The 20,375-nt window shown below is 63.8% G+C and carries 22 protein-coding genes; 10 read left to right on the top strand and 12 right to left on the bottom strand.

The genetic code is table 11. From position 1 onward, the window contains the following. Positions 1-78 precede the first annotated feature (78 nt). The 3 genes from ACN2XU_RS06005 to ACN2XU_RS05995 all read right to left on the bottom strand — a co-directional run bounded on the left by ACN2XU_RS06005 (position 79) and on the right by ACN2XU_RS05995 (position 1,759). Entirely contained in the window at positions 79-534 is a 456-nt protein-coding gene (locus ACN2XU_RS06005; protein WP_419409500.1) for a cupin domain-containing protein, read from the bottom strand. Between the two features lie 126 nt (positions 535-660). Beyond that, entirely contained in the window at positions 661-1,404 is a 744-nt protein-coding gene (locus ACN2XU_RS06000) for a Bax inhibitor-1/YccA family protein (protein ID WP_419409499.1), read from the bottom strand. A gap of 148 nt (positions 1,405-1,552) precedes the next feature. Next, entirely contained in the window at positions 1,553-1,759 is a 207-nt protein-coding gene (locus ACN2XU_RS05995) for a YjiS-like domain-containing protein (protein ID WP_419409498.1), read from the bottom strand. Between the two features lie 124 nt (positions 1,760-1,883). Between ACN2XU_RS05995 and ACN2XU_RS05990 the strand changes: the two genes are divergently transcribed. Then, a complete protein-coding gene (locus ACN2XU_RS05990) occupies positions 1,884-2,762 on the top strand; it encodes a LysR family transcriptional regulator (protein WP_419409497.1) in 879 nt (292 codons plus the stop codon). Between the two features lie 101 nt (positions 2,763-2,863). On the opposite strand, the gene ACN2XU_RS05985 is transcribed toward ACN2XU_RS05990, so the two are convergent. Both ACN2XU_RS05985 and ACN2XU_RS05980 read right to left on the bottom strand, forming a co-directional pair. Continuing rightward, entirely contained in the window at positions 2,864-3,271 is a 408-nt protein-coding gene (locus ACN2XU_RS05985) for a hypothetical protein (RefSeq protein WP_419409496.1), read from the bottom strand. A 54-nt stretch (positions 3,272-3,325) separates the two neighbouring features. Further along, positions 3,326-4,336, bottom strand: coding sequence for an alkane 1-monooxygenase (locus ACN2XU_RS05980; protein ID WP_419409495.1), 1,011 nt, complete (start codon positions 4,334-4,336; stop codon positions 3,326-3,328). Positions 4,337-4,505: 169 nt separating this feature from the next. On the opposite strand from ACN2XU_RS05980, the gene ACN2XU_RS05975 reads away from it, so the two are divergent. Continuing rightward, positions 4,506-6,191: an NAD(P)H-dependent oxidoreductase subunit E gene (locus ACN2XU_RS05975; RefSeq protein ID WP_419409494.1), complete on the top strand. Its 1,686-nt coding sequence runs from the start codon at positions 4,506-4,508 to the stop codon at positions 6,189-6,191. Next, positions 6,188-6,844 (top strand): lysoplasmalogenase family protein, encoded by a 657-nt coding sequence (locus tag ACN2XU_RS05970; protein WP_419409493.1) that lies wholly within the window; start codon positions 6,188-6,190, stop codon positions 6,842-6,844. The genes ACN2XU_RS05975 and ACN2XU_RS05970 overlap by 4 nt, the downstream gene beginning before the upstream one ends. Positions 6,845-7,122: 278 nt before the next feature. On the opposite strand, the gene ACN2XU_RS05965 is transcribed toward ACN2XU_RS05970, so the two are convergent. After that, positions 7,123-8,013 carry a lytic transglycosylase domain-containing protein gene (locus ACN2XU_RS05965; protein WP_419409492.1) on the bottom strand — a complete coding sequence of 297 codons (891 nt, stop codon included), beginning with the start codon at positions 8,011-8,013 and terminating at the stop codon, positions 7,123-7,125. Between the two features lie 100 nt (positions 8,014-8,113). Here ACN2XU_RS05965 and ftsY point away from each other — a divergent pair, with 100 nt between their 5' ends. Further along, positions 8,114-9,469 carry a signal recognition particle-docking protein FtsY gene (gene ftsY, locus ACN2XU_RS05960; RefSeq protein WP_419409491.1) on the top strand — a complete coding sequence of 452 codons (1,356 nt, stop codon included), beginning with the start codon at positions 8,114-8,116 and terminating at the stop codon, positions 9,467-9,469. 9 nt (positions 9,470-9,478) lie between these two features. Here the strand turns inward: ftsY and ACN2XU_RS05955 are convergent, their stop codons facing one another. Further along, the gene (locus tag ACN2XU_RS05955) at positions 9,479-9,970 is read right to left on the bottom strand and encodes an MgtC/SapB family protein (RefSeq protein WP_419409490.1); all 492 of its coding nucleotides are present in this window, start codon (positions 9,968-9,970) and stop codon (positions 9,479-9,481) included. A 69-nt stretch (positions 9,971-10,039) separates the two neighbouring features. Here ACN2XU_RS05955 and ACN2XU_RS05950 point away from each other — a divergent pair, with 69 nt between their 5' ends. Next, the gene (locus ACN2XU_RS05950; RefSeq protein WP_419409489.1) at positions 10,040-10,942 is read left to right on the top strand and encodes an EamA family transporter; all 903 of its coding nucleotides are present in this window, start codon (positions 10,040-10,042) and stop codon (positions 10,940-10,942) included. A gap of 31 nt (positions 10,943-10,973) precedes the next feature. Next, complete coding sequence (locus tag ACN2XU_RS05945) at positions 10,974-11,588, top strand: inner membrane-spanning protein YciB (RefSeq protein WP_419409488.1); 615 nt, start codon at positions 10,974-10,976, stop codon at positions 11,586-11,588. Positions 11,589-11,708: 120 nt separating this feature from the next. Here the strand turns inward: ACN2XU_RS05945 and ACN2XU_RS05940 are convergent, their stop codons facing one another. Further along, positions 11,709-12,143, bottom strand: coding sequence for an Lrp/AsnC family transcriptional regulator (locus ACN2XU_RS05940; protein WP_419409697.1), 435 nt, complete (start codon positions 12,141-12,143; stop codon positions 11,709-11,711). A 110-nt stretch (positions 12,144-12,253) separates the two neighbouring features. Here ACN2XU_RS05940 and ACN2XU_RS05935 point away from each other — a divergent pair, with 110 nt between their 5' ends. The 4 genes from ACN2XU_RS05935 (at position 12,254) to ACN2XU_RS05920 (ending at position 17,432) form a co-directional block, all read left to right on the top strand. Next, the gene (locus ACN2XU_RS05935) at positions 12,254-13,372 is read left to right on the top strand and encodes a type III PLP-dependent enzyme (protein ID WP_419409487.1); all 1,119 of its coding nucleotides are present in this window, start codon (positions 12,254-12,256) and stop codon (positions 13,370-13,372) included. Positions 13,373-13,448: 76 nt separating this feature from the next. Next, positions 13,449-15,743: a xanthine dehydrogenase family protein molybdopterin-binding subunit gene (locus ACN2XU_RS05930; protein ID WP_419409486.1), complete on the top strand. Its 2,295-nt coding sequence runs from the start codon at positions 13,449-13,451 to the stop codon at positions 15,741-15,743. Then, a complete protein-coding gene (locus tag ACN2XU_RS05925; RefSeq protein WP_419409485.1) occupies positions 15,721-16,773 on the top strand; it encodes a T6SS phospholipase effector Tle1-like catalytic domain-containing protein in 1,053 nt (350 codons plus the stop codon). The genes ACN2XU_RS05930 and ACN2XU_RS05925 overlap by 23 nt, the downstream gene beginning before the upstream one ends. Before the next feature lie 191 nt (positions 16,774-16,964). Then, positions 16,965-17,432, top strand: coding sequence for a CoA-binding protein (locus ACN2XU_RS05920; RefSeq protein ID WP_419409484.1), 468 nt, complete (start codon positions 16,965-16,967; stop codon positions 17,430-17,432). A 339-nt stretch (positions 17,433-17,771) separates the two neighbouring features. Here the strand turns inward: ACN2XU_RS05920 and ACN2XU_RS05915 are convergent, their stop codons facing one another. The 4 genes from ACN2XU_RS05915 to hisF form a co-directional block, all read right to left on the bottom strand. Further along, positions 17,772-18,716 (bottom strand): zinc-binding metallopeptidase family protein, encoded by a 945-nt coding sequence (locus ACN2XU_RS05915; protein ID WP_419409483.1) that lies wholly within the window; start codon positions 18,714-18,716, stop codon positions 17,772-17,774. Positions 18,717-18,778: 62 nt separating this feature from the next. Next, positions 18,779-19,087, bottom strand: a complete 309-nt coding sequence (locus tag ACN2XU_RS05910; RefSeq protein ID WP_419409482.1) for a phosphoribosyl-ATP diphosphatase — start codon at positions 19,085-19,087, stop codon at positions 18,779-18,781. 11 nt (positions 19,088-19,098) lie between these two features. Then, entirely contained in the window at positions 19,099-19,518 is a 420-nt protein-coding gene (locus ACN2XU_RS05905; protein WP_419409481.1) for a hypothetical protein, read from the bottom strand. Next, positions 19,515-20,297 carry an imidazole glycerol phosphate synthase subunit HisF gene (hisF, locus tag ACN2XU_RS05900; RefSeq protein WP_419409480.1) on the bottom strand — a complete coding sequence of 261 codons (783 nt, stop codon included), beginning with the start codon at positions 20,295-20,297 and terminating at the stop codon, positions 19,515-19,517. Before hisF ends, ACN2XU_RS05905 begins: the two co-directional genes overlap by 4 nt. Positions 20,298-20,375 lie beyond the last annotated feature (78 nt).

Below are 20,375 nucleotides of genomic sequence, written 5' to 3'. Positions count from 1 at the left end.
GGTGCGCTTAGGGTATCAGCGGATCATTTCCCTGTGAATCCCGAAAGTCGGGCATTCAGGCGATCGGCGTCTTGACGCTCAGGGAAGCGGGTCCGCGGGCGCGCCGACCTCGTTGGTCCAACGGCGTTCCTCATTGCGGCGATCGACGTGCTGCACCCGGTTGTGCTGAGGGTAATGCACCCGGTCACGAGGGGCCCGTGTGCCGACCACAAGCAGCCGCGCCGGAGCGTCGCTGCGGTTCTCAAGGCAGTGCCCCTCCCGCGCGCCGGCACGGAAGCAGGCAGCATCGCCCACGGCCAGCGTGTCCTCGCTGTCGCCCTCGCAGAGCACCAGCGTGCCCTCCAGAACGTAGACGAACTCGTCCTCCTCCTCGTGCCAGTGCAGGTTCGACGAGCGCGATCCGGGGGGCAGGATCTCCTCTGCTGCGCCAAACTGGCTGAGCCCGCCGCTGTCACTGAACAAGAGTGCTTCGAACGGACCGCAGGCACCGTCGCCTGTTTCCCGCTTTACCGCGTCTCGCGTTACCTTCGGCATGGCGCCGCCTCCCCTCGTGGTTGCGTGAAACCCTAGCGTGGATCGCGCATGGCGCAACCAAAACCTGCGCAACGAAAAAGGGCCGGTCGCGTGGACCGGCCCCCTGACTGTTTCTGATCCCTGCGCTTATTCGCGGTTGCCGAACAGCTGCAGCAGGAACATGAACATGTTGATGAAGTCGAGATAGAGCGACAGCGCACCCATGATCGCGGCCTTGCCCAGCCATTCCTGATCGGCGTGGGCGGCGTGCTCGATATAGGTGTTCTTGATCTTCTGCGTGTCATAGGCGGTCAGGCCCGCGAAGATCAGCACACCCAGGATCGACACGGCGTAGTAGATCGCCGGCGACTGCAGGAAGATGTTGAGCAGCGACGCCACGATGATCCCGATCAGACCCATGATGAGGAAGCTGCCCATGCCGGACAGGTCCTTCTTCGTCACATAGCCAAAAAGGCTGAGCCCGGCAAAGGCGATCGAGGTCACCAGGAAGATCTGCGCAATCGAGAAGCCGGTGAAGGCCACGAAGATCCACGCCATCGACAGGCCCATCACGGCCGCGAAAGTGTAGAAGAACAATTGTGCACCGGCCATCGACAGTTTGTTGATCATGCTGCCGAAGAGGAAAATCATGCCAAGCGGTGCGAACATCACGATCCAGCCGAGGATGTTCGGCTGCAGTGTCGCGGGATCGCGGAACACGCTCAGCAGGTCGGCATTGGAGCCGACGGCCCATGCGACAAGGAATGTCAGCAAAGTGCCGACAGACATCGTTGCATAAACCTTGTTCATATGGGCGCGAAGCCCTTCGTCAATCTGGGCGGCGCGTGCACCAGAGACGCCAGACGCCCGGATCGTGTTGTATTCAGCCATGGAAGCCTCCGAATGGAACCCTGTTCAACTCCGCGCAATCACGCGGACCCCACGCTCGCGGATGCGCGCGCAGACCCTGAATGGAATATTGGGCATGCGGACGCCTTTTTCAAGGACTACAGGCGGAACTCCGGCTGATTGCAGCATCTTAAATGCGCCAATTGTCCGGAGCGTCCCAAAACGGGCGGTTCGCCTCTGCTTCGGCGTCCTGACGCGACAGGCCAAGGTCGGCGAGCGCAGCATCGTCAAGCGCGCGCAGAAGGCGGCGCTGACGGGCGAGGGCGCTCCACTGGGCGAGGCGGGCGAACGGACGTGGGGCGATCTGCGGAAAAATCGTCGGGAGTGCACGGATCATGATGGTCTCCTTCAATAATTGTGATGATGGGCGTCTTGGTCATGTTGTATAGTGATGATATGAAGGAGCAGGCTGTATTTGTGAAACGAATGTTCCTTAAGACATCCATCACGAGGATTGATGAATGCGAAATCTCGACATCACCACCTTGCGATCCTTTCTCGCGGTGGCGGAATCCGGCGGCGTCACGCGCGCAGCGGGCTTTCTGAACCTGACGCAATCTGCCGTCTCGATGCAGCTCAAGCGGCTGGAGGAAATGCTGGATCTCAAGCTGCTCGACCGGTCCGGGCGCGGCGTGACGCTGACGCCCGCCGGGGCGCAGCTGCAGACCTACGCGCAGAAGATGATCGAGCTGAACGACGAGATCTACAGTCGACTGACCGATCAGAGCTGGGAAGGGGAGATTGCCCTCGGGGTGCCGGATGACATCGTCTATCCGGTGATTCCGGAGGTTCTCAAACGCATGGGGCGCAGCCACCCGCGCGTCCGGGTCGAGCTGATCAGCTCCTCAACGAACCGGCTGAAGGCGCAATTCGCCAAAGGCGACGTTGACGTCATCCTGACCACTGAAAGCGGGCTTGATCAGGGCGGCGAGACATTGCTCGCCCTGCCGCTGCTCTGGGTCGGCGCGCCGGACGGGCAGGCGTGGAAGCAGCGGCCGCTGCGGCTTGCCTTCTGCTCTTACTGCGCCTTCAGCGGGCATACGATCGCCGCGTTGGACGCGGCCGGAATCCCGTGGGAAATGGCCGTCAGCTCCGAAAACGACCGCACCATCGAGGCCTCCGTGAGCGCCGATCTGGCGGTCACCGCGTCGCTTGAAGGCCACGCGCCATCGCAGCTGGTGCATGTCGATCCCGGCGCGCAGCTTCCGACGCTGGGGATGCAGAAAATCAACCTTTACGGTTACGGCGGCGGGGGCAATCAGGCGCTGATCGAGACAATGAAGGCCTATCTGCGGCAGGGATTCAACACGCTGGGCGCTGCGAATTCCAATGCCGCCTGACGGCGCCTGGGGCGGGCGGGTCAGGGGGCTCCGCCCCCCGGCTTCGCCTCCCCCCGGGATATTTGGACAGAGAAGAAACTCCGAAGGGAGCCTGTCCGCGGTCAAACGCCCACGTCGGGGCCGAGGCACATCATCGGCTCTTCGTTCTGCTGCGCTTCGTACAGCACCGTGCTGCCCGGGTCATTCTCGAACACCGCCCGAAGTTTCTCGCCTTCCTTGAAGAAAGACCAGCATTGCGGCTCGGGCTTGTCTTCATAGACAAAACAGATGGATCCGGCGTCTTCGTACCAGTGGCCCTGCTTGCACTCGCCATCGAGGAAGGACCAGCGCACCTGCCGGTTTGGCAGGTACTCCTCGGCCCCGTAGGCCTGTCCGGCGAGGCCGAAATACAGCGTCTTTCCATTGACATAACGTTCGAATTCCCCACCGGACATCGGCTCTGCCGCGATGGCGATGAGGGGGCTGAGGCCTGCCGTGAGGCTCAGCACTATGCTGGCTTTAAGGTTCATGTAACCATGCTGCCAGAGCCGCGCGGGGCGGGGAAGAATTTAGTTACTATTAAGTTAATTTGTGCGGACCGCCGCCGCCCATCTGCGCAACCGGCGGTCCATCACACGACGCCAAAGGGGCGGAACCAGCGCGATCACCGCCATCACCGGCAGGCTGTGCGGCAGGATCGGCATCGTTTCGCGATCCAGATCGAGGCCGGGAAAGGGCACCCCCGGCCGGGTGTGGTGATCCGAGTGGCGCGGCGCATTGAGCATCAGCGCCGAGGAAAACCCATGCGGGCTGTTCCATGAATGCTGCGGACCGACCGGCTCCAGCCGCGCGCCCTCCTGCCGCCGTCGCAGCCCGTAGTGTTGCACGTAATCCGACAGGTAAAGCTGCCCCTGCGCATAGGCCGCCAGCGCCAGCAGCGCCACGATCCCGCCGCCGCCCCCGACGCCCCAGGCGAGGCCAATCGACAGCATCGCGCCCGCGAGGTAGCCCCGGTAGGGATGCCCGCCGCGCCCCTGCCGCAAACGCGCCTCGGCGCGATACCCTTCCACCCATTCCCCGCGCCACGCCCGCGCCAGAAACCGCCAGAACCCCTCGCCGGGCCGCGCTGAATTCGGGTCCCGATCCGTCGCGGCATGGACATGATGCACCCGAACATGCGCGGAGGCATGATGACCGAAGAGCACCGAGGCATAGACCGCTGTGCCCAGCCGCCGCAGCGCGCGCGACGCGCGGTGGATCAGCTCATGGGCATTGGAATTGCTCACTTGTCCCAGAAACAGCGCCAGCGCCACGAACAGCACGCCCCGCTCCCCCGCCGCGCCATCGCCCGAAAGCACCGCAACCCCGCCATAGAGCAGCGGGAAATGCACCAGGGCCAAAGCCACGGCGAGGCCATCCCCGGCCGGAAACTCCGCCCCCGGATGATCCGGCGCCGCGAGGGCCGCGACACGATCCATGAAGAAGGTGAAGACCGTGATGTAGAGCAACGCGCCCACGGCCCAGAGCCCGCCGAACGCCATTCCAAGCGCCAGCAAGATCACCATGCCCCACGTTACACCGACAAACCGCGCCATCCGCGCCCCCAAAAACCTGCCCGATCGTACCGCTATCGGAACTTTCCGTCACCCATCGGGCAAAAGCGCGGGCATTTCAGGGCGCGACCTTGGGATCAACGGTCGTTTTCCGCCTGCCCAAGGCGGCGCTGTCCGCCTAATGTGCCCCCACGCGCAGAGGAGACCGCACATGGCACTGGATGAACGCAAAGGCGTCTGGAAATCGGGCAAGGGCAAGGGCCGCCACACGACCAAGGGCCGCCAGCTTGACGATCAGGCCTGGGACGAGATCCGCACGCTCCTTGGCGACGGGCCGCACCGCCGCGATCTGCTGATCGAATATCTCCACCGGGTGCAGGACACCTATGGCCATATCTCCGCCGCGCACATCCGCGCCCTCGCCGAAGAGTTGCGCATCAGTCAGGCGGAGATCTTCGAGGTGGCCAGCTTCTACGCCCATTTCGACGTGGTCCGCGAGGGCGAGACCCCGCCGCCGGATCTGACCATTCGCGTGTGCGATTCCCTATCCTGTGAGCTTGCCGGGGCGGAGCAGCTTCTCGCCGCGCTTCACGATGGCATGGACCCGGCGAAGGTCCGCGTCCTGCGCGCGCCCTGCATGGGCCGGTGTGACACCGCCCCTGTGCTCGAACTCGGCCACAACCACATCGACCATGCCACGCCGGAAAAGGTCGAGCAGGCCATCGCCTCCGGCGACATCCACGCCCGCATTCCGGCCTATGAAACCCTCTCGGCGTACCGCGACGCTGGCGGCTACGAGACCCTGCAAACCCTGCGCACCGACGGCGATTGGGAGAAGGTCCAGGACACCATCCTCTCTGCCGGGCTGCGCGGCCTTGGCGGCGCCGGTTTCCCGTCGGGCAAGAAATGGGGCTTCGTCCGGGCAAACGAAGGCCCGCGCTACCTCGCCGTCAATGGCGACGAGGGCGAGCCCGGCACCTTCAAGGACCGCTACCATCTCGAACGCAGCCCGCACCTGATGCTCGAAGGGATGCTGATCGCCGCATGGGCCGTGCAGGCCGAGCGCTGCTTCATCTACATGCGCGATGAATACCCCGCGGTGCTCCACATCCTCGCCACGGAAATCGCGGCGCTGGAGGAGGCCGGACTTGTCGCGCCGGGTCATATCGAGTTGCGCCGCGGCGCGGGCGCCTACATCTGCGGCGAAGAGAGCGCGATGATCGAATCGATCGAGGGCAAGCGCGGCCTGCCGCGCCACCGCCCGCCCTTCGTGGCGCAGGTCGGCATCTTCAACCGACCGACGCTGGTTCACAACGTCGAAACCCTGCACTGGGTCGCCCGCATCTGCCGTGAAGGGCCGCAGGTGCTGAACCAGACAGAAAAGAACGGCCGCACCGGCCTGCGCAGCTATTCGGTCTCGGGGCGCGTGAAAAATCCCGGCGTTTACCTGCTGCCCGCAGGGTCTACCATCACCGACATCATCGACGCCGCTGGCGGGATGATGGACGGCCACAGCCTCAAGGCCTATCAGCCCGGCGGGCCATCCTCCGGCCTGCTGCCCGCCACCATGAATGACATCCCGCTCGATTTCGACACGCTGCAACCGCATGGCACCTTCATCGGCTCTGCCGCCGTGGTTATCCTTTCGGATCAGGACAGCGCCCGCGACGCTGCGCTCAACATGCTGCGCTTCTTCGAGGATGAAAGCTGTGGCCAGTGTACGCCCTGCCGCGTTGGCTGTGAAAAGGCGGTCAAGCTGATGATGGCGGAACGCTGGGATCAGGGCCTGCTCGAAGAGCTCTCCACCGCCATGGTCGACGCGTCGATCTGCGGGTTGGGGCAGGCCGCGCCCAACCCGATCCGCTCGGTCATCAAACACTTCCCGGACGAGGTGTGATCCCGCCCCTCACGGGCATCGCTCCCCTCTGCGCCGTCCTGTTCCTCGGGGCGGCGCTCACCTATCCGTGGCTGAGGGGCGAAAGTCTCATGCGCAGCGCCGTCAAGACCACGGCCATTGCCGCGCTCGTACTCTGGGCGCTGAGCCTTGGGGCCTATGGCCTTGCCGCGGCGCTCGCCTTCTCAGCCTTTGGCGATTGGTTCCTCTCCCGCCCTGGCCCGCGCGCCTTCCTCTACGGCATGGCCGCCTTCGCCGCCGCGCATCTGGTCTATATCGGACTCTTCGTTGCCATCCTGAACCAGACCGGCGCGCCGCCCTGGCCGGACCCGCGTTTTCGCGGCGCCTTGCTGCTGTTCGGCTTGGGCCTGTGGATGGCCGCGCGCATCCTCCGCGCCGCCGGGCCAATGCGGCGGCCCGTCGCGCTTTACGGGGCGGTGCTTCTGGTCATGGCGGTACTGGCCATGATGATGCCGCCGAACGACGCCGGTCACCTTATTGGACTGGGGGCGGTGCTCTTCGTGATCTCCGATGTGCTCATCGGGCGGGAGCGATTCCTGCAGACCCGCTGGCCGGGGCAGGGGCTGGCGATCTGGGCGCTCTATTGCACCGCGCAGGCCTGTGTTGCGATGGGACTGGTTGGCCTGACCGTCTGAGCCGTGACTGCCCGCATCCTTCGGGTGAAACCGCCGAAAAACCGCCGTTAACCAGAAATCCGTGGGAGGAGCAGCGTTTCGGGATCACTCCGCACTCCGGTTTCGAGTTTTGTACCAAACGCGCGCCGAATCGTACCAAACGCGGGTTAATGCGCCCCCCGGAGAGGTTAACCTCTGTCACAGCCTTGTGGAAAATCCGGTATGCCCCCCAACATCTCGTGGTGCGACAGGCACCGCGCGGTCCGTTACCCCGGCGCACGGGCCGTTAACATCGGGCCTCAATCGTTTTTGTAAACGGCGCAGACACAGCCGCGCTTCTTGAGTTCTCCGCAGAGCGTCCAGGCCGCATCCCGCGTGTTGCGCCCGATCCGCGCCATGTAGTATCCACCCTGTGGCGAGGCGCGGCTTTTCTCCCAGATCAGAACCGGTTCCTCCCCCTTTAAAAGACTGCCGCAAGCTGCTGTTTTTCTTTGAAAAAGCGTGAGCGCTTTCTGCTTCGTCGTGCCAAAGGCAAGCTGCACACCAAAGGGTTTCACGCTGGGTTTCGGCGGTGGAAAAGCGGTCAGGATCCGCTTGCGCGCAAGCTCGTGACAGGCCTGCGCAAAGGGCTTGTCCTTCTGCAGGCTGAAGTCATGGCTCTGCGGCGGCGCGTTGGCCCAGTCCCAGGCCGTCAGACCAGTGATTATACGAACATAATCAATGGTTTCCCTGGCCAATCCCCCGGTGCCCGCGACCAGGCCATCGGCCCGCCGCTCGCCGCCATTGTAGGCCACCGCCGCCAGCCCGTGATTGCCATACCGTCGACGCAGCTCTCCAAGATATTCCGCCGAATATTCAAGGGCTTCCGCTGGATTATACGGGTCCCGAAGGCCCCGCATCCCGGCGGTCGAGGGAATGAACTGCGCGATCCCCTGCGCATTGGCATGGCTGAGCGCATTGGGATTGAACCGGCTCTCCTGCCAGATCAACCGGGCAAAGAAGCCGGGGTCCAGGCTCTGCTCTTTGGCAAAACTTTCAATGGCTTGGCAGGTGTCAAAGACGAAATGCGCGGGTCGGATGCATTGCACCTGCCCAAAGGCCCCGGGCGAACACATGGTCCCCGGCTCCCGCGCCGTCCCCGCCGCGCCGGACAGGATCGCCAAAACCACGAGAAATACACGAAAAACCATGACTTAGTTACAGCCCACGGGCCCGCTTCGGTCAACACACACTTTCATTACAGGCCCATGCGTATTACTTGGGTGAGGTCAAACAGAACCGAGACCCCTCATGTCCTTCTTCGGCAAGCTCAAGAACAAGCTCTTCAAATCCTCTTCCAAGCTGGACGAGGGGCTGGAGGCGATCATCGAGGACGGCGGTCAGGAAGAAGCGCCCGAGCCGCCCCGAGGCCGCCCCGAAACCCCGGAAGAGACGCCGCCTGCGCCGCCTCAGGAGGCCCCGCAGCCCGAGCCTGTCACGCCGGAGCCGGTGCCGGAAATCCAGCCGGACCAACCGCTTGAGACCCCTGCGCCGGACCTGCCCGAAATCGGCCCGGAAGCCACGCCGCCCGAGGACCCGGCCCCCGCGCCGCAGCCAGATCCGGCTCCCACGCCCATCGAGGTGCCCCCCACCGAAGAGCCCGCCGCGCCGGAAATCCCGCTCGAACTCCCAAGCCCCGGCGAGGCCATGCCCAACGTCGGCCCCGACGATCTCGCCATTGCGGCTGCCCTTGCGGACACCCCCGCCGCCAGCCAGGGCAAACCGGGCCTGATCAGCCGTCTGTTCGGCCGCCAGAGCGCCGAGCCGGTGATCAAGCGCGTGCTCGACGACGACATGGTCGAAAGCCTCGAAGAGCTGCTGATCGCGTCCGACATGGGCGTCGACACGGCGCTCCGCGTGACCTCCAACATCGCCGAAGGCCGCATGGGTCGCAAACTTTCCGTTCAGGAAATCAAGCAGTTGCTGGCCACTGAAATCGCCCGGATCATGGAGCCAGTGGCCCGCCCGCTGCCGCTTTATCCGACGAAACCGCAGGTCGTCCTGGTGGTCGGCGTCAACGGCTCCGGCAAGACCACGACCATCGGCAAACTCGCCTCGCAGTTTCGCGCTGCGGGCAAGTCGGTGGTGATCGCCGCCGGTGACACCTTCCGCGCCGCCGCCGTCGAGCAGCTTCAGGTCTGGGGCGACAGGGCCGGGGTGCCGGTCCTGACGGCTCCCGAAGGCTCCGACCCGGCCAGCCTTGCTTTCGACGCCATGACCCGCGCACAGGCAGATGGCGCCGACCTGCTGATGATCGACACCGCCGGGCGCTTGCAAAACCGGGCGGATCTGATGGAGGAGCTGGCGAAAATCGTCCGCGTGATCCGCAAGAAGGACCCGGAGGCGCCGCACAACACCTTGCTGGTGCTGGACGCCACCACGGGCCAGAACGCCCTCAATCAGGTCGAGACCTTCCAGAAGCTCAGCGACGTGTCGGGCCTTGTCATGACCAAGCTCGACGGAACGGCCAAGGGCGGCGTGCTCGTGGCGTTGGCAGATAAGTTCGGTTTGCCAATCCATGCCATCGGTGTCGGCGAGCAGATCGACGATCTGCAACCCTTTGATCCCGAAGAGTTTGCGGCCGCGCTCACCGGCCTGGAGACCTGAGCCGGCGCTCTATCCGGCGTCGTCGGTGCCCATCACCTTCTCCAACTGCCTAAGCAAGAACAAGACCACGACCACCAGCCCCGTCGCCATGGCCGAGAGCGCCACGCTCCCGGCCCCGCAGCCAAGCCCGATGGCCCCGCAGAGCCAGAGCGATGCGCCGGTGGTCAGGTTCTGAACCTTGCCGCCGCTGGTGAAGATGGCCCCGGCAGCGAGGAAGGCCACGCCCGCTGTCACTGCTTCGATCATGCGCAGCGGGTCGTGGTGCTGTTCGCCGGAGTCGCCAAAGCTGATCGCACTGAGTTCCTGACCGACCAGAACGAACAAACACGCAGCCACCGCAACCAGGATATGCGTGCGCAGTCCCGCCGGTTTGCCTTGCAACTCCCGCTCAAATCCGACAATTGCTGACAGCACCACAGCGACGAGCAGCCGGGTGAAGGCGAGCGACGCGGGCACCACCGAGAAACTCGCTCCCAGTTCATCGGATATCTGCTGCCACATGTCGGTCCCTCCTGATGCCATTTCGCGGATCAACCATCACCTGCGCGGCCGGGTTCCCGGAAAGGTCCCATGACAGACTGGCTCATTTCCATCGAAGGCACCGAAGCCGGGCATCAGCTCGCGCTGAGTCTCGCGCTCATGGCGGCGTTCCTGCATGCTGTCTTTGGCGCCCTGCAAAAGGGCAAGCACGACCCGTGGCTGTCGCGTGGTGCGATCGACGGGGCGTATGGCCTCATGGCCGTGCCCTTCGCGCTGTTTGTCGTGCCGTGGCCAGAGCCGCACATGTGGCCGATCTTTGCCGGGGCCTTCGTGATCCACACGGTCTACAAACTGTTGCAGGCGCAGGCCTACACGCGCGGTGCTTATACCGTGGTCTATCCTGTTGTGCGCGGCACCGGCCCGCTCTTTGCGGTCATTGGCGCGGCGCTGATCTTCAACGAGCATTTCACCCTGACACAATGGCTCGGGGTGGCGGTGCTGCTCTCCGGCATCTTTGGTCTTGCGCTGTACAACTATCTCTACCTCGTGACGGCGCGCGAGACGCTTGTGCCCGCGCTGCTCTTCGCCTTTGCCACCGGCCTTCTGGTGGCGCTCTATACGACCTATGACGCCTACGGCATCCGCGCCACGCAGAACCCGTTTACGTTCCTCGCGTGGTTCTTTGCGATCGACGGGATCGTCATGCCGATCATTGCGGTGCTGCGCTACCGGTCCATGGCAGAGCCTCCCGCGCTTGGCCCGCTGCTGACGCGCGGCGTGGCGGGAGGGCTGATCGCCTATCTCAGCTTTGGCGGCATCATGATGGCCACGCGCCTCGACAAGGTCGGGGAAGCGGCGGTGCTGCGCGAGACCTCGACGGTCTTTGCCGCGCTCATCGGCTGGCTGGTGCTGAAGGAGACGGTGGGGCCGCGCCGCATCGCTCTCATGACCTTGATCGCCCTCGGGGCGGTAATCGTTGAGTTTGCCGGATAAAGCCCCTATCTCGGGGACAAAGGAGCCCAACATGGCGCAAAAAGAAATCAGTTCGGGTCTGAAAACGGCGTTGGAGATGGGGCCGATCCTCGCCTTCTTCGGGGCCTATATCTGGCTCAAGGACGAGATCTTCACCATCGGGGGCACGCCCTACGAGGGGTTCATCGTGGTCACCGCCGGGTTCATCCCGGTCTTCTTGCTGGCAACCGGTATTCTGTGGAAGCTGACCGGCCATCTCAGCCGCATGCAGGCGGTCACCGCCGTTCTGATCGTGGTGTTTGGCGGGCTGTCGGTCTGGCTCAACGATGAGCGCTTCTTCAAGATGAAACCGACGCTGATTTATCTGCTCTTTGGCGGGGCGCTGGCCATCGGGCTGATGCGCGGCGAAAGCTGGCTGCGCTCGGTCATGGAGGGGGTCATGCCATTGCAAGACGAAGGCTGGATGATCCTGACGCGGCGCGTGATGATGCTGTTCTTCGGCCTTGCGCTTCTCAACGAGATCATCTGGCGCACCATGTCCACGGAAACCTGGGTCTACTTCAAGACCTTCGGCCTGACGGCGGCCATTGTGCTCTTTTTCATCACCCAAGGTGGCTTGTTCAAGACCTACGGCATCGAGGAAGACGAGGGCAAAGGCGCCTCCTGATCCGTGCAGGACCGGGCGCGTGTGTGGTGACATCCGGCCCGGCCCGTTGGGGTCGTTTGGGACAATGCGCGGTTGTAACCTGGGTCCGCGGCCGCGCCCGCGCGCTGCCGTAACAAAGGCTTAACCGGTGCGATTTACCTTCGTACTCAGATGAATGAGGCTTTCGGAGCTTTTGACGCCCTTGGCCTCGCCGATCTGATCCAGCGTTTGATCGAGCTCTTCGGTGGTTTGTGCCGACAGGATCACGATCAGATCCACCCGCCCCGAAGTGGTGTGCACCTGTTCCACCACGGGCATCGCCTTCAAGCGTGACAACACCGCCGGGCCGGAGCGCGGCTCGATGCTCACCAGCACGGTCGCCCTAAGCGCCGGGCGAAGGGCCGGGCCGCGACGAATGGTGAACCCTTCCAGCGCGCCCCGCGCCTCTAGCCGTTCGATTCGCGCCTGCACCGTCGTCCGCGCAATCCCCAGCCGCCGCGCCAGATCCGCCACCGGCAACCGGGCGTTCTCGGACAGCAGGGCAATCAGGGCGCGGTCTGTTTCGTCAATCTGCATCAAAGCCTCGGCGTTTTGCTTGAGATGAAGAATCACTTTGTTCGTTCTGACAGGTGAAATCCTAGTATTTTGCGCTCATCCTGAAAAGAAAAGAGCAGGAGACGCGCACGATGGGCATTCATCCAGACTTCACCACCGATCCACAGGACTGGCTTATCCGCCACGGCTGCGAGGCGCCGGTGTTTTTCTTTTCACCAAAGGTCCTGGCTGATACCGCGCTGTTCTTTGAGGAAAATTTCCCCGGAGAGGTCACCTACGCGGTCAAGGCCAATCCGGCGCCCGGGGTGCTGCAAACCCTGTGCCGGGCCGGGATGCGGGCGTTTGACGTGGCCTCTCCGGCGGAGATGGCGCAGGTTCGCGCCGTCTGCCCCGAAGCGCGCCTGCATTATCACAACCCGGTGCGCGCGATGAGCGAGATCGCCACGGCGCGCGGCCACCGGATCACCTCGTGGTCGGTGGACCGCGCCTCCGAGTTGGACAAGCTCGGCGAGATCGCCGGGCAGGAGATCGCCGTGCGGCTCAAACTTCCGGTGAAAGGCGCGACCTACGACTTCGGGTCCAAGTTTGGAGCCGAGCCGGAGGCCGCCGTGACCCTTCTGCGTACGGTCGTGGCCCGGGGAGGGCGCCCCTCGATCACCTTCCACCCCGGCACGCAATGCGACGATCCCACGCCGTGGCAGCGTTATATCGAAGTCTCTGCTTGCGTTGCGGCGCAGGCCGGCGTTCGGCTGCACCGGCTCAATGTCGGCGGCGGGTTTGCCGCGTTCCGCAGCACCAGGGCCCCGGATCTGCAACGGGTCTTCAGCGCCATTAAACAATCCGTTCAATCCGCATTCGGAGACGCGCAGCCCGCGCTGGTCTGCGAGCCGGGGCGCGCCATGGTGTCCGAAGCGTTTACGCTCGCGCTGGGTGTCAAGGCTCTCAGCGGTGATGTGGTCTTTCTCAACGATGGGCTGTATGGCGCGCTGATGGAATGGCGCGACATTCCCGCCCCCGAGCGCATCACCGCACTGGCTCCGGACGGCACCCCGCGCCGGGCCGCGCCGATGCCCCGCACGGTCTTTGGCCCGACTTGCGACAGCCTCGACCGCTTGCCCGAAGCCCTGCCATTGCCCGCCGATCTGCAGGAGGGCGACAGGGTGATGATCCGTGGCATGGGCGCCTACAGCCAGTGCCTTGCTACTGGATTCAACGGTTACGGCCAGCCGCATCTTGTTGTGACAGAATAATCGTATCTCCCGGCTGGACACCGGCGCAGGCGCGTCTAATGTCCCAGTCAAACGCACGGTCCAGCGGGAGGTTACCATGGAAAAGTTCGGAAAAAGCCAGTCGGTCACACGGGTTGAGGACAGTCGCTTTCTGACCGGCGCTGGCCGCTATGTCGATGATATCGCGCCGGAGGGTGCGCTGCATGCCTTCATCTTCCGCTCGCCCGTGGCCCACGCGACAATCACGTCGATCGGCACCGAAGAGGCAGAGGCGGCCGAAGGCGTGCATCTTGTGATGACCGCCGAGACCATCGCCGCCGAAGGCGTGACCGAGGGCATGTCTTTCACCGTCATGAAGAACCGCGACGGCAGTGACGCCGCCGCCCCGCGCCGCCCGTTCCTCGCAGAAGGCCGCGTGCGGTTTGTTGGCGAACCGGTTGCGCTGATCGTTGCCGAGAGCCTGAACCAGGCAAAAGATGCGGCGGAACTCATCGAATTCGAGTACGAAGATCTGCCGGTCCATATGGAGCTTTCGCCCGCAGGCGAGCCGCTGCACCCCGAACACGCGCCGAACAACAGGGTGTTCGATTGGGGACTGGGAGACATTGAAGGCACGGATGCGGCGCTGAAAAACTCCGCCCGCGTGGTGCGGCTGGAGGTCGGTGACAACCGCATCATCGTCAATTCCATGGAGCCGCGTGGCTGCTATGCCGAATGGCAGGACGGGCGGGTGCATCTTGCTTTTAACGGACAGGGCGTCTGGGGCATGAAGGCCGAGCTGACCCGTGTCTTCGGCCTCGACGAAGGCAAGATCCGCGTCACCAATCCTGATGTCGGCGGCGGTTTTGGCATGAAGGGCATGCCATACCCCGAGTATTTCACCGTCCCGCTCGCCGCCCGTATCCTTGGGCGTCCTGTGCGCTGGATGTCCGACCGGACCGAAGCCATGCTGACCGACAATGCCGGGCGTGACCTTGTGACGATGGCCGAGCTCGGCTTTGACGAGCAGGGCAAGATCACCGCCTATCGCGTGCATAACATCTGCAACATGGGTGCCTATTGCTCGAACTTTGCGCAGGCGATCCAGTCGAACCTCTTTGCCCGCGTTCTGACCGGCACCTACGACATCAAGACCGCCTATCTGCGCTGTGAGGGGATCTTTACCAACACGACACAGACCGACGCCTATCGCGGCGCCGGCCGCCCCGAGGCGATTTACGTTCTGGAACGGATGATGGACCGCGCTGCGCGCGAGCTGGACATGGACCCCATGGCCCTGCGGCGCCTGAATTTCGTCAAGGATTTTCCGTATAAGACAGTTACCGGCGAGACCTATGATGTCGGTGATTTCTCTCGCGTGCTGGCCCATGCAGAGAAGCTGGCGGATGTGCCGGGCTTCGCCGCACGCCGCGCTGCGTCCGAAGCGCAGGGAAAATTGCGCGGTCTGGGTCTGTGTTACTATATTGAAAGTATTCTCGGCGATCCTAGCGAGGGCGTTCAGGTCGATTTCACCGAGGAGGGTGGTGCGCTGATCTATGTCGGGACACAATCGAACGGGCAGGGGCACGAAACTGTCTTTGCACAGTTCCTGTCGGATCAGACCGGCATCCCGGCGGACCGGATCCAGGTGATCCAGGGCGATTCCGACCTGATCGCCAAGGGCGGCGGCACCGGCGGCTCGCGCTCTGTCACGACGCAGACAAATGTGACGCTCAAAGCCGTGCGCGACATGGTCGAGGGCTTCTCTGCCTTCCTTGCGGACGAAATGGGCGTCTCGGCCGAAGATATCTCCTTCGACGACGAACGCTTCCGCGCCGAAGGGTCGAACCTGACGCCGACGATGCTGGAAGCGGCGAAGATGGCGCGCGAGGCCGGGCGCGAGGACCTGCTGATCTGGAAGGCGCGGGACGCGCTTCCGGCGCGCAGTTTCCCCAATGGGGCGCATTTCGCCGAGGTCGAGATTGATCCGGAGACCGGGCATGTCACCTGCGACCGCTACCACGTGGTCGATGATTTCGGCAATCTGATCAATCCGATGCTGGCCGAGGGGCAGGTGCATGGCGGCGTGGCGCAGGGCCTCGGGCAGGCATTGATGGAGCATGTCGTCTATGACGAGGAAGGGCAGCTGCTCACCGCGACGTTCATGGACTACGGTATGCCGCGTGCCGACAGCATGCCTTGGGTTCATTTCGAGACGGAGCCGGTCCCGTCGACGGCCAACCCAATGGGCATGAAGGGATGCGGCGAGGCTGGCACCGTCGGAGCGATGGCCGCCATGGGCAATGCCGTACAGGACGCGGTGTGGTCGCGTGGGGTGAAACAAGTAGATATGCCATTCACGCCCCAAAGGGTGTGGGAGATGTTGAGGGATGCACCGATCGCGGCTGAGTGATACGCTTCTGGGATGGCTCCGCAGGCGCTTTGCCCGGGGCCATTCTTCCTATGCGCCGCGCCGTGGCCCTGTCGATCACGTCATCATCCTCGATGGCACCATGTCCTCGCTCACCCCGGGCGAGGAGACCAATGCCGGACTGACCTACCGTCTGCTGTCGGAGGCCCGCGTCGCCTCTGTGTACTATGAGGCGGGCGTGCAATGGTCTGACTGGCGCTCGACCCATGACGTTGTGGTCGGGCGCGGAATAAATCGCCAAATTCAAAGGGCTTACGGGTATCTCGCCTCGCGGTATCATGTCGGCGACCGGATCTTTCTCATGGGCTACTCGCGCGGGGCCTACGCGGTTCGTTCGCTGGCCGGGGTGATTGATCAGGTCGGCCTCTTGCAGGCCCGGTATGCGACCGTGCGGAATGTGCGGCAGGCCTACCGACTGTATCAATACGACGCCGGGGGGCGTGCGGCCGATGTGTTCCGGCGGCGCTATTGCCATGCGGACGCGCCGATCGAGATGATCGGGGTCTGGGACACGGTAAAGGCGTTGGGGCTGCGCCTGCCGCTGCTCTGGCGGTTCTTTCGCGACGATCATGCGTTTCATTCCCATGCCTTGGGCTCTTCGGTGAAACGGGGCTATCAGGCGCTGGCCGCGGATGAGACCCGGATGGCCTATGCCCCGGTCCTCTGGGAAAAGAAAGATGACTGGGACGGCGACATGGAGCAGGTCTGGTTCCGTGGGAGCCATGGCGATATCGGCGGTCAGGTGGGCGAGAACGACGCGGCGCGGGGGTTGTCGAATATTCCACTGGTCTGGATGCTGGAGCGGCTGGAAGGCTGCGGCGTTGAGCTGCCGGGGGGATGGCGGGAGCGGTTTCCGACGAATCCGGATGCGCCGTCGGTTGGAACATGGTCGGGGGTGTCCAAATTGTTCCTGCTGCGCCATGCCCGGGCGATCGGCCGCGACCCGTCGGAGAAAATACACGCAACTTTACAAAGAGTTATCCCGAAAATGTCGATGCTGCCACCGGGCTGATTGATATGGTCAAGCGCAATCATCACAGATTGGTGACAACCCTTTTTACTGTGGCTTTCATGCCTATATCACTATCAGGATCGCGGGGCCGGAACCCCCGCGACGCCTTCACTGTCCCTCGTTCCGTGACTGGCGCCCGGATTTTTTTCCGGGCGCTTTTTCTTTGTGTAAAAGGGGGTTAAAGTCATCGCATGACCTATTCCGACGACTTCCTGAAGGCCATCCTGACCCGCACCAAAGTGGTGGCGGTGGTGGGCGTGTCCATGAACCCGGTGCGGCCGAGTTACTATGTGGCGCGCTATCTGTCGCTCAAGGGTTTCACGGTCATCCCCGTTAACCCGGGCCATGCCGGACAAATGCTGTTCGGGCAGACGGTGAGAGCGTCGCTCTCGGATTGTCCCAAGACCGTGGATATGGTGGATATTTTCCGCCGGCCGGAGCATGTGCCGCCAATCGTCGAAGAGGCCTTGCAGTGTTTCGAGGGGCTCAGGACGGTCTGGATGCAGATTGGCGTGCAACACGCCGAAGCGGCGGCCATGGCCGAGGCGCGGGGCGTTGATGTGGTTCAAGATCGCTGTCCAAAGATCGAATATCAAAGGCTTTTTGGCGAATTGCGCATGGGCGGATTCAACACCGGCGTGATCTCTTCGAAGCTCTGAGGGCGTGGCGGGGCGCTGGACGCGGCAAATCGCGGGATTAACGCGGCGCACGATGCGGTTAATCCTGCGTACCTTGGTCAAACACGACATCCCAACGCCCGAACGCGACGCGGCTTAACCTTTTCTGCCGCGTGTTTACCATTCGGAAAGCCGGCGTTTGGTACGATTCCTCGCCGATTTGGTACAAAACTCAAAATCCCACACGCATTGGTTGCAGATTGCGCGGCGCTTGCGCGATTTTTTGGTTAATGCGCGTTTTTTTCGATGATTCTGGCCTTGAGGCCACAGCGCGGTCAGACCGGCGGAGCGCCGGTGAACCCCCTCATACCGTGACAGTCGCTAAGGCGCCGGCTGCCGCAGGTGGCGGTGGGCGAAGGCCATCTTGCCCCGCACACCGGGTGGCAGGATGAAGGGATAGACGTCCGCGAGATCAAGCGCACGGTTCACGTGATTGGCCGCGAGAGAGAGGTCAATGGCGCGGGTCAGCATGCCATCGGTATCGGTCTCGCCATAGGGATCATAGCCGCCGACAAGACCGGCGGCGGTGGCGCTGTCGAGCAGGTCCACGAGGTGCAGAAGATGCGCGACGGTCTCGGCCCAGTCCTCATGCGGGTGGGCGGTGGCATAGCTTGTGATGTGCCATTCATCCGCCGGAGCGGGCCGGGTGTAGTGCTGTTTCAGGGCCTGGGCGTAGTCGGCGCGCTCGTCTCCGAAGAGGGCGCGGAAATCATCGGCAAAGCCGGGACGGCGCAGCAGGCGCTCGAACAGGAAATGCGCCATCTCGTGGCGCATGTGGCCAAGCATGGTGCGATAAAGCTCGCCCAGTTTGGCACGGCGCTGCGCTCGGATCGCCGGATCTGCTTCGCTGACGTTGATGGTGATCTCGCCGGAGGCATGGCCCATGACCACCTCTTCGCGGCCCTCGACGGTCTGTTCTGCGAGCATCTTGAAGGTCGGGCGGGCGCCTGTGTCCGCAAGCGTGAACCAGCCCCAGCGCGCGAGATTGGCCAGCATCCAGCGCTTCGCCGCCTCCGTGCGCTCCCAGAGCGGCAGGTTGCTGTCCTTGCGCAGGTCCGGAACGGTCTCGGTCAGGTTGCACGATGCGCAATAGCCGTTTTCGCCCGGTTGCCAGTTACAGCCGATGGCGTCGAAATTCACACAGGAGTCCGCGCTGGCCTGCATCGATTGCGTTTCGGGATCAAAGCGCACCGATTGGCCGCAGGGGCAGGTGGCGTTCTGAAACCACAGGCGGTGGCCGCAGGTCGGGCAGGCGAAGATTTGCATGGGACCACTCGGTTGGGGATACCCTCGTCAATGCGCTCAATAGCCCGCCGGTTCCAGTAAAATCAGCCGCGCGCCGCTTTTTCCTGAAGGCCGGACCGGGCCTGCCGTGCCGCGAGGACGTCCATGACCTGCGAGAGGGGGACATCGCGGGATTTCAGCATGACCAGCAGGTGAAAGAGCACATCGGCGGCCTCGGAGGCGAGCTTGGCCTTGTCGTCCTTGATCGCTTCGATGATCGCCTCGACCGCCTCTTCGCCGAATTTCTCGGCGCATTTCTCCGGGCCCTTGGCGAGGAGTTTCGCGGTCCAGCTCTCGTCCGGGGAGGCGGCGGCGCGTTGGGCGACGATTTCGGCGAGGTCTTCAAGGGTCATTGTTGGCTCCTTCAGAGGCGGCTGTCTCGGGTCAGGATGCGGTCCGTGAGGGTCCAGATCTGGGCCTCCATGGGCGTGCCGAGGATCTGGGCGCGGCTCAGGGGCGTGAAGACCGGCGCGGCCTCGTGCTGATCGGCCTCGGGCCAGTCGGTGATATGGGCGCCGTCATGGTCGATGCCCATGCGGATGCCCCAGCGTTCGGAGGGGGCGGCGGTTTCGGACCAATCGCCGATGAACAGGCGCAGCAGGGGCAGGTGGTCCTTTGTCCCATGGGTGACGGCGACAGTGTACCAGCCTGCGGAAAGCTGGCCCACGTCAAGATAGCCGGTGACGGCGGTCACGGCTTTGCCGCAGCAGGTGCAGGTGGTCTCTTCGCTTTCGCCTTCGCGGATGACGACATTGCTGCCGTCGGATGTGGCCCCGCCGCTCACGGCCGCACGGGCACGCCTGCTGCGGCCATATGGGCTTTGGCTTCGGCGATGGTGAAGGTGCCGAAGTGGAAGATCGAGGCGGCGAGCACGGCGGAGGCGTGGCCCTCCGTGACGCCCTCGACGAGGTGGTCCAAAGTGCCGACGCCGCCGGAGGCGATGACCGGCACGTTCACGGCGTCGGCAATGGCGCGGGTGAGCGGCAGGTTGAAGCCGGATTTGGTGCCGTCCCGGTCCATGGAAGTCAGCAGGATCTCTCCGGCGCCCTTCGCGGCGATCTGGATGGCGAATTCGACGGCGTCGATCCCGGTGGGTTTGCGTCCGCCGTGGGTGAAGATTTCCCAGCGGCCGGGCAGACCCTTGTCGCGATCCTCCGGTTCGACTGTCTTGGCGTCGATGGCGCAGACGATGCACTGGCTGCCGAAGTGGTCGGCAGCCTCGGCCACGACGTCGGGATTGGCCACGGCGGCAGAGTTGAAGCTGACCTTGTCCGCACCCGCGAGCAGGAGGGCGCGGACATCGGCCACGGTGCGCACGCCGCCGCCCACGGTCAGTGGGATAAAGCACTGCTCGGCGGTGCGGGTGACCACATCGAACATGGTGCCGCGGTTTTCATGCGTGGCATGGATGTCGAGAAAGCAGATCTCGTCCGCACCGGCGGCGTCATAGGCGCGGGCGGCGTCGACGGGATCTCCCGCGTCGACCAGATCAACGAAATTGACGCCTTTGACCACGCGGCCATCGGCGACATCGAGACAGGGGATGATACGGGTTTTCAACATGGCGCTGAGGTAGCGCGAAAGGGTGGGGGTTGTGAAGGTGGTACGCGCGGATTGTGGATATTTTGGTTGGCCAGTGTG

The sequence above is a fragment of the Pacificoceanicola niger genome, assembly GCF_048553275.1.
Lineage (GTDB): Bacteria > Pseudomonadota > Alphaproteobacteria > Rhodobacterales > Rhodobacteraceae > Pacificoceanicola.
Note: the sequence above shows the minus strand (reverse complement) of the source record. Positions and strands in the feature narration are given on the sequence as shown.

Excerpts from the sequence above, each read along its gene's own strand:
- ACN2XU_RS05955 (WP_419409490.1), bottom strand. The coding sequence starts at position 9,970 with ATGTGGCAGCAGATATCCGATGAACTGGGAGCGAGTTTCTCGGTGGTG.
- ACN2XU_RS05995 (WP_419409498.1), bottom strand. The coding sequence starts at position 1,759 with ATGATCCGTGCACTCCCGACGATTTTTCCGCAGATCGCCCCACGTCCG.
- ACN2XU_RS05980 (WP_419409495.1), bottom strand. The coding sequence starts at position 4,336 with ATGGCGCGGTTTGTCGGTGTAACGTGGGGCATGGTGATCTTGCTGGCG.
- hisF (WP_419409480.1), bottom strand. The coding sequence starts at position 20,297 with ATGTTGAAAACCCGTATCATCCCCTGTCTCGATGTCGCCGATGGCCGC.
- ACN2XU_RS05925 (WP_419409485.1), top strand. The coding sequence starts at position 15,721 with ATGCACCGATCGCGGCTGAGTGATACGCTTCTGGGATGGCTCCGCAGG.
- ftsY (WP_419409491.1), top strand. The coding sequence starts at position 8,114 with ATGTCCTTCTTCGGCAAGCTCAAGAACAAGCTCTTCAAATCCTCTTCC.
- ACN2XU_RS06000 (WP_419409499.1), bottom strand. The coding sequence starts at position 1,404 with ATGGCTGAATACAACACGATCCGGGCGTCTGGCGTCTCTGGTGCACGC.
- ACN2XU_RS05940 (WP_419409697.1), bottom strand. The coding sequence starts at position 12,143 with ATGCAGATTGACGAAACAGACCGCGCCCTGATTGCCCTGCTGTCCGAG.
- ACN2XU_RS05920 (WP_419409484.1), top strand. The coding sequence starts at position 16,965 with ATGACCTATTCCGACGACTTCCTGAAGGCCATCCTGACCCGCACCAAA.
- ACN2XU_RS05935 (WP_419409487.1), top strand. The coding sequence starts at position 12,254 with ATGGGCATTCATCCAGACTTCACCACCGATCCACAGGACTGGCTTATC.
- ACN2XU_RS06005 (WP_419409500.1), bottom strand. The coding sequence starts at position 534 with ATGCCGAAGGTAACGCGAGACGCGGTAAAGCGGGAAACAGGCGACGGT.
- ACN2XU_RS05965 (WP_419409492.1), bottom strand. The coding sequence starts at position 8,013 with ATGGTTTTTCGTGTATTTCTCGTGGTTTTGGCGATCCTGTCCGGCGCG.
- ACN2XU_RS05930 (WP_419409486.1), top strand. The coding sequence starts at position 13,449 with ATGGAAAAGTTCGGAAAAAGCCAGTCGGTCACACGGGTTGAGGACAGT.
- ACN2XU_RS05915 (WP_419409483.1), bottom strand. The coding sequence starts at position 18,716 with ATGCAAATCTTCGCCTGCCCGACCTGCGGCCACCGCCTGTGGTTTCAG.
- ACN2XU_RS05975 (WP_419409494.1), top strand. The coding sequence starts at position 4,506 with ATGGCACTGGATGAACGCAAAGGCGTCTGGAAATCGGGCAAGGGCAAG.
- ACN2XU_RS05990 (WP_419409497.1), top strand. The coding sequence starts at position 1,884 with ATGCGAAATCTCGACATCACCACCTTGCGATCCTTTCTCGCGGTGGCG.
- ACN2XU_RS05985 (WP_419409496.1), bottom strand. The coding sequence starts at position 3,271 with ATGAACCTTAAAGCCAGCATAGTGCTGAGCCTCACGGCAGGCCTCAGC.
- ACN2XU_RS05945 (WP_419409488.1), top strand. The coding sequence starts at position 10,974 with ATGGCGCAAAAAGAAATCAGTTCGGGTCTGAAAACGGCGTTGGAGATG.
- ACN2XU_RS05950 (WP_419409489.1), top strand. The coding sequence starts at position 10,040 with ATGACAGACTGGCTCATTTCCATCGAAGGCACCGAAGCCGGGCATCAG.
- ACN2XU_RS05910 (WP_419409482.1), bottom strand. The coding sequence starts at position 19,087 with ATGACCCTTGAAGACCTCGCCGAAATCGTCGCCCAACGCGCCGCCGCC.